Origin of the sequence: Roseiarcus sp., from assembly GCF_052145395.1 — a bacterium.
Lineage (GTDB): Bacteria > Pseudomonadota > Alphaproteobacteria > Rhizobiales > Beijerinckiaceae > Roseiarcus.
Genome location: NZ_JBKQOT010000384.1, coordinates 1 through 6,544, shown reverse-complemented (window position 1 = coordinate 6,544; position 6,544 = coordinate 1). Strand labels below are relative to the sequence as shown.

Sequence of the window (6,544 nt, the reverse complement as noted above, 5' to 3'; positions counted from 1 at the left end):
TTCCCGCCGCGCTGCCCCTCGGGCCAGCCCGAGTAGCCACCAGGCAAACCCTTCCACAACGACGAAAAGCGAAATAAGGTCAACCCGTTATCGGGAGCGAGCTAAGCCTGAAACAGGGGAACATCCGCTTCAATCTACGTGAAAGCTAGCGGCAAGCCCGTGTTTGACGCCAACGGGGAATTCCGTGGCTATCGCGGCACCGGCGCCGATGTGACAGCAACCATGCGCGCGCAAGGGGAGCATGAGAGACTGCGCCAACTGGAGTCCGATCTCGCCCACATGAACCGCCTGAGCATGATGGGAGAACTGGCCGCCTCGTTGGCTCACGAAATCACGCAACCTATCGCCGCCGCGCGAAACAACGCCCGCGCGGCCCTCAATTTTCTGGATAAGCATCCGCCAGAGCTGGGCGAGGTCGGGGAAGCGCTCGGCTGTGTTGTCGGCGATGCCGACCGGGCGGGAGTCATCGTCGACCGGATTCGTGATCACATCAAGAAAGCGCCGCCGCAAAAGCATCGTTTTGATCTCAATGAGGCGATCAACGAGGTGATTGTGTTGGCGCGAAGCGCAATCGCCGAGAATGGAGTTTCCGTCCAGACCCGCCTGACGGAGGGGTTGGCTCCCGTTGAGGGGGATCGTGTTCAATTGCAACAAGTCATCCTGAACTTGATCCTGAACGCGGCTGAAGCAATGAGCGCGTTCGACGAGGGGACGCGTGACTTGTTGATCAGCACCGAGCAAAGCCGAACAAATGGCGTCCTCGTCGCGGTGCGCGATTCCGGGCCGGGCATTGATCCGGAACACATCGAGCGCGTTTTCGAGGCCTTCTACACCACGAAGTCCAACGGAGTCGGGATGGGGCTGTCGATCTGCCGGTCGATCATCGACGCCCATGGGGGCTGTGGGCTGACGCAAACGAGCCTAGAGGCGCTGTTTTTCAGTTCACCTTGCCGAGCCCGCAAAGGAGCTCATGAATTCTCTTCAGGCGGCTCACCAGAATGGAGGGCCGCGCGGAAACACCGCATGAGATGCTTCTCATCAACGGGCTTGCGAAGTTAACAAACGACCCCATCCTTCAGAGCGCGGGCGCCGACGTCGTCATCTGGATAGGCCGTCACAAGGATCGCCGGAATTGCATACCCCGCATCGACGAGGTGTCTGTAGAACTCGAGTCCGGTAATTGCGGGCATATGGATGTCGGCGATCAAACAGGCGGTTTCGACAAGGCAAGGAGATGCGAGGAAATCGGCCGCCGATGGGAAAGCCTCGACGCTGTAGCCCAGCGACCTCATGAGCCTTCTCATGGACTCGCGAAAGAACTGGTCATCCTCGACGACCGAGACCAACGACGCTTTCGGCATACCGACTCCGACCGTTCGCTCAAAGTCGAGATGCGGGCGCGCAAAACGTCGGCGCGCCCGCGCGCGAACCTCGTAGCTTGCGCTGGAGAGTGCGCCTTGGGCGGTGCCGCTGCCCCGTAAATTTTGGCTTATGCCGGGCCGTGAATTCCGTAAGCTGCGCGGCAAGATGCCGCGGAACCTATGTCAGGGCGCGTATGCTTTGGTGCGCGTCGAACATGTTTCGTGTCTGAAAATGACGCTGTTATCGTATGAATATTGGGACTAACCTACGAGCGAAGATCCACGCCGAACCGCGGAAAGCACGATGCCTGACGCAAAGTCCACCGTACTGGTCATCGACGACGATCCGGACCTACGAGCCTGGGTTGGACGCCTGCTGATATCGGTCGGTCTGGATGCCCAGCTGTTTGCCTCCATTTCCGACTTTCTCAGGTCCGATCCGCCGGATGGCCCCACCTGCTTGGTCCTCGACGTGAGATTGCCGGGGCAGAGCGGTCTTGATTTTCAGCGTGAGCTCGCCGCGGCGAACAAGGAACTCCCGATCATCTTCGTCACAGGGCACGGCGACATCCCGATGTCTGTGCAAGCGATGAAGGGCGGCGCCATTGAGTTCCTGACAAAGCCCTTCCGGGATCAGGAGCTCCTCGACGCTATTCAGCTCGGCCTCTCCCGCGATCGTGCCCGACGGGAGAACGAAAAGACCTCGGCCGCCCTCAAGGAGCGCTTCGAATCGCTAAGCCCCAGGGAGCGCGAGATCATGATTGAGGTCGCGCGCGGTCGCCTCAGCAAACAGATCGCCGGCGATATCGGCATCGCCGAAGCCACGGTGAAGGTCCACCGCAGCAGGGCGATGCGGAAAATGAACGCCCGTTCGCTTCCCGAGCTCGGCCGAATCGCCGACAAGCTCAGGCTGGCGCCTGAGAAGCCGCAATACTCCTGAACCGCGCACAGCAGCCTTCTTGCGCCTCCCCCAGCGCGCCCGCGCGTGCTGCGCCGGCGATCCGGCGGCCTGTTCGCCACGGCTTGTAAACCAAGGTTCATCACAGCTCAACCATAACGGCATCTTGAACGTCCAGCGTCGAATGGATCGCGGCGTTCAAAGTCTTCAAATTGAGCGTCAGCAAGATCTTGGCGGCGCATGCGGTAAGGTTTTCTTCGCGTCTCGGCTGTGCGCCGTCGAGCTCTCCTTGCTGGCGATCGCCATGGCGGCTCGTCAGTCTACAGACATGGCAAGAGACACGTGAGGTTCCGCTATGAGCAAACGAGTCGCCGACGTACTGGTCGAAACGCTGCAAGCCGCCGGCGTGAAGAGGTGCTACGGGATCGTTGGCGACACGCTGAACCAGATCGCGCACGCCATCGACCGCAGCGAAATCGAATGGGTCCATATGCGGCACGAGGAGGCCGGAGCGTTCGCGGCGGGCGCCGAAGCGCAGCTCACCGGCAACCTCACCGCCTGCGCAGGCTCGTGCGGCCCCGGCAGTCTCCACTTCATCAACGGGCTTTACGAGGCCAATCGCAATCGCGCGCCCGTCATCGTGATCGCAAGCCAGATCGCGCGCCAGGATTTGGGCTTCGAATCGATCCAGGAGGTCGACTTCGTCGACGTGTACAGAGGCTGCAGTGTCTTCTGCGAGATGATCCTTACCCCGCAGCAGGCCCGCCGCAAGACCGTCGCGGCTTGCCAGGCAGCATTGACGAGACGGGGCGTCGCGGTCCTCGTTGTGCCGGTAGATGTCGCCAATGGCGCCTCGCACGACGAACCGCCCTATGCTGTCCATGTTCGGCGCCCACTCGTTCGCCCATGCGACGCGGACCTCGACGAGATCGCCGCCATTCTCAACAAGAGCAATGCAATTGCGATCTACGCGGGCGCGGGCTGCGCCGGCGCGCACGACGAGGTGGTCGCAACGGCGGCGCAGTTGAAGGCGCCAGTGGCGCACACGTCTCGTGGCAAGGACTTCCTCGAATATGACAATCCATACAATGTCGGGATGACCGGCGTGATCGGCGGACCCGCTGGCTATCACGCCATCCTCGACTGCGATGTGCTGCTTTTGCTCGGCGCCGATTTCGCTTGGCGCCAGTTCTATCCGGATCGCGCGATCATCATTCAGATTGATGCCGATCCCACGCACATCGGGCGGCGGCATCCGGTGACGATCGGGGCCGTGGGCGATATCAAGACCACTCTCGATGCCCTGCTGCCACGCCTCGCACAACACGATGACAACCCGTTCCTGACGGCCCATGTGGAGCGCCACCGAAAGGACATGGAAACGGCGAAAGCGGAAGGCGTATCGGGTCCGGACGCCGCCATTTCGGGAACTTACCTTACCAAGGTCATCAACAAGCACGCTGCAGAAGACGCGCTTTTTGCGGCAGACGACGGCACCCCCTTGGTCTGGATGCTTCGCCATATCGACACCGGCGGCAAGCGTCGAACCTTTGGGAGCCTGCTCCACGGGACAATGGCGGACGGGATGCCATCGGCGCTCGGACTGCAAAAGTGCCAGCCGGGCCGACAGGTGATCTGTCTCGCTGGCGATGGCGGGTTCGCCATGCTGCTTGGCGATCTGCTGACGACAGTTCAGGAAAATCTGCCGGTCAAGATCGCCGTCTACGACAACGGCGCGCTCGGGTTCATCGATATCGAGCAGAAAGCAGCCGGCCTCATCCCGGTCTACACAGACTTAAAGAACCCGAACTTCGGCGAGGTTGCAAAGGCCGTGGGCCTTTGTGGGCGCATGGTCTCGAGGCAGGTGAACTCGAGGACTCCGCTCGAACCTGGCTCGCGCAGCCCGACCCAGCGCTGCTGCATGTGAACGTGAAAGCGATGCAGTTGGTGACGCCGCCGTCGCCGTTCGTTTCGCCCGAGGCGGTGGTCGGCATGGCGGTCTACAGCGCCAGGGCAATGCTGAACGGCAAGAGCCACGACGTCTGGGAAATGCTCGTGGAAAACATCCCGTGACTGCATAAGCGAGCCGGTCGCGCGTCGGCGAATGAAACGCAGCCAATGAGAGCATCACAAGCCGGCCTGCCGAAATCGGCGCCCCATCAAGTCTAGCGGAGACTGACTTATGCGCGTTGGACTGTTCAATTTCATGAGACTTGGACATCACTTTTCGCCACGCGACCTCCGGCGCACTCGTCGCGAACGTTTGGGGTCGCGAGGTGAGGGTCGAGACGATTCTCGGACATGGAGATTTGGGTTTGGGCATGATCGCCAACCTGGACGGCGAAATGGTCGTCCTCGACGGCCCCGTCGTTCAAATCCAGGGCTCCGGGCGCTTTGGATCGAATTCGAGGGCGACGGCATGTTGCTGTCGTCCGCGCGAGAGGCGATCCGATGACGACCGCATCGACCATGCGTCCGTTGAAATTCACCAGGGCTTCGTTGGGCGCCAGCTTTTGGCTAGAGCTCGAGGCGCCATCCACGGACAGCCACCCCATCTGGCCGCTATCCTCCGAGCGCTTCGCAGCTGTGGGAAGTCGGTTATCCGGGATCAGGCAATTGATCCCGCGACTGCAGCGGGACCAGGCGAGCCGCTGGCACGTTCTCGACGCTGGGTCCGCAACCGGGCAGGCGCGGCGATGACTGTCGCTGCGCCTCTGGTCGGTGATCGGCACCTTCGGGCCGTTGCGGTCGCCAAGGCGCGGTCGCTCGAGGAGGCGTTACGAGCCGCCGGTCCGCCCCAGCTATTCGGACTGCGGCTCTGGGCCGCTGTGTCGCTTGCACTCTACGCCGCGTTCTGGCTCCAACTCGACAATCCCTTTTGGGCGGGCACGTCTGCTGCGATCGTGTGCCAGCCGCAGCTTGGGGCTTCGCTGCGTAAGGGGTGGTTCCGAATGATCGGCACCGTGATCGGCGCCACGTTCGTCGTGGTCCTGACCGCGTGCTTTCCCCAGGATCGGATCTCCTTTCTCGGGCTCCTTGCCCTGTGGGGCGGGATCTGCGCTTTCGCCGCCACCGCGCTCCGCAACTTCGCGTCCTACTCGGCGGCGCTCGCCGGGTATACTGCAGCGATCATCGCCGCCGACAACCTCGGCGCCACCGGAGGCGCGAGTTCGGACGTCTTCATGCTCGCGGTCTGGCGCGCGAGCGAGATCTGCATCGGGATCGCGAGCGCTGGAGTCATTCTTGCGGCGACCGATTTTGGCGGCGCCCGGCGGCGGCTAGCTGCGTCGATCGCCAATATGGCGGCCGAGATCGTGGGCGGGTTTTCCCGCACGCTGGCGCTGGCGGGGCCGCAGCGCACGAACACGCAAACGGAGCGACGTGAGTTCGTCCGGCGCGTCATCGCGCTAGACCCGATGATCGACCAAACGCTCGGAGAATCGAGCCACGTCCGCTACCACTCGCTCACGTTGCAGACAGCCGTCCACGGCCTGTTCATGGCGCTGGATGGTTGGCGCGGTGTGGTGACGCATTTGAGCCATTTGCCGGAGGACATGGCTCGGCAGCAGACCGAAATTATCCTGCGCAGCATTCCCCCCGAGCTGCGATCGGCGCGAAAGCCAGGCTCGCTAGCGCGCTGGATGGCCGATCCTATGGCCCTACGCCGCGTCTGCGACGAGGCCACGCAGACGATGCTCGCCCTGCCGTCCAGCAGGCCATCGCTGCGGCTGCTCGCCGACGAGACAGCCAAAGTGCTGTCCGGCATGCTGCGCGTGCTCGACGGGCTCGCGTTGCTCGTCGATGCTCCCAATCAACTTCCTCCTGACCATCGCGGTTTCCGGCTAAGCGTATCCGATTGGCTGCCTGCTCTCGTCAATGCGGCGCGCGCGTTCGTCGCAATCGGCGCCGTCGAGTTTTTCTGGCTTGTCACCGCTTGGCCGAATGGCGCCTCGGCGGTGGTGTTCGTCGCAGTCGTGGTCCTGTTGCTTTCGCCAAAGGGCGATCTCGCCTACGGCGGCGCTATCGCGTTCGCGCTAGGCACAGTGGGCAGCGTCCTTTGCGCGGCAATCATCAAATTCGCCGCGCTGCCGGCCCTCGAAACATTCCCGGCCCTTTGCGCGGCGATCAGACTTTTCCTCATACCGGCCGGCTTTGCTTTGGCCCGGAGCCGGCAGCCTGCAGCGACGGCCGTGTTCACCGCCATGGCAATGAACTTTATGCCTCTCCTCGCGCCCACAAACGAGATGAGCTACGACACGGCTCAATTTTATAATACCGCGCAGTC

7 protein-coding genes and 1 pseudogene are annotated in these 6,544 nt (G+C 62.5%); 6 read left to right on the top strand and 2 right to left on the bottom strand.

The window, feature by feature from the left end:
* Positions 1 to 159 precede the first annotated feature (159 nt).
* Positions 160 to 1,059: a sensor histidine kinase gene (locus ACLP25_RS12880; protein WP_442469585.1), complete on the top strand. Its 900-nt coding sequence runs from the start codon at positions 160 to 162 to the stop codon at positions 1,057 to 1,059.
* Here the strand turns inward: ACLP25_RS12880 and ACLP25_RS12875 are convergent.
* Positions 1,056 to 1,361: a response regulator transcription factor gene (locus ACLP25_RS12875; RefSeq protein WP_442469584.1), complete on the bottom strand. Its 306-nt coding sequence runs from the start codon at positions 1,359 to 1,361 to the stop codon at positions 1,056 to 1,058. The two genes, ACLP25_RS12880 and ACLP25_RS12875, sit on opposite strands and share 4 nt — an antisense overlap.
* A 304-nt stretch (positions 1,362 to 1,665) precedes the next feature.
* Between ACLP25_RS12875 and ACLP25_RS12870 the strand changes: the two genes are divergently transcribed.
* Positions 1,666 to 2,301: a response regulator transcription factor gene (locus ACLP25_RS12870; protein WP_442469583.1), complete on the top strand. Its 636-nt coding sequence runs from the start codon at positions 1,666 to 1,668 to the stop codon at positions 2,299 to 2,301.
* A gap of 100 nt (positions 2,302 to 2,401) precedes the next feature.
* Here ACLP25_RS12870 and ACLP25_RS12865 read toward each other — a convergent pair whose 3' ends face one another.
* The gene (locus tag ACLP25_RS12865) at positions 2,402 to 2,749 is read right to left on the bottom strand and encodes a hypothetical protein (RefSeq protein ID WP_442469588.1); all 348 of its coding nucleotides are present in this window, start codon (positions 2,747 to 2,749) and stop codon (positions 2,402 to 2,404) included.
* Between ACLP25_RS12865 and ACLP25_RS12860 the strand changes: the two genes are divergently transcribed.
* From ACLP25_RS12860 to ACLP25_RS12845, 4 genes and pseudogenes are all read left to right on the top strand, one after another.
* Positions 2,666 to 4,186: a thiamine pyrophosphate-dependent enzyme gene (locus tag ACLP25_RS12860; protein ID WP_442469587.1), complete on the top strand. Its 1,521-nt coding sequence runs from the start codon at positions 2,666 to 2,668 to the stop codon at positions 4,184 to 4,186. The genes ACLP25_RS12865 and ACLP25_RS12860 overlap by 84 nt on opposite strands.
* Positions 4,183 to 4,332: a hypothetical protein gene (locus ACLP25_RS12855; protein WP_442469582.1), complete on the top strand. Its 150-nt coding sequence runs from the start codon at positions 4,183 to 4,185 to the stop codon at positions 4,330 to 4,332. The genes ACLP25_RS12860 and ACLP25_RS12855 overlap by 4 nt, the downstream gene beginning before the upstream one ends.
* Positions 4,333 to 4,472: 140 nt before the next feature.
* Positions 4,473 to 4,643, top strand: a pseudogene (locus tag ACLP25_RS12850) (acetolactate decarboxylase); the annotation flags it as partial.
* Positions 4,644 to 4,955: 312 nt separating this feature from the next.
* Positions 4,956 to 6,544, top strand: a 1,589-nt coding sequence (locus ACLP25_RS12845; RefSeq protein ID WP_442469586.1) for an FUSC family protein, incomplete at its 3' end; no start/stop codon positions are given.

Bases quoted from the DNA above. Each gene is read 5' to 3' on its own strand.
- ACLP25_RS12875 (WP_442469584.1), bottom strand. From the start codon at position 1,361: ATGCCGAAAGCGTCGTTGGTCTCGGTCGTCGAGGATGACCAGTTCTTT.
- ACLP25_RS12870 (WP_442469583.1), top strand. From the start codon at position 1,666: ATGCCTGACGCAAAGTCCACCGTACTGGTCATCGACGACGATCCGGAC.
- ACLP25_RS12865 (WP_442469588.1), bottom strand. From the start codon at position 2,749: ATGGACCCATTCGATTTCGCTGCGGTCGATGGCGTGCGCGATCTGGTT.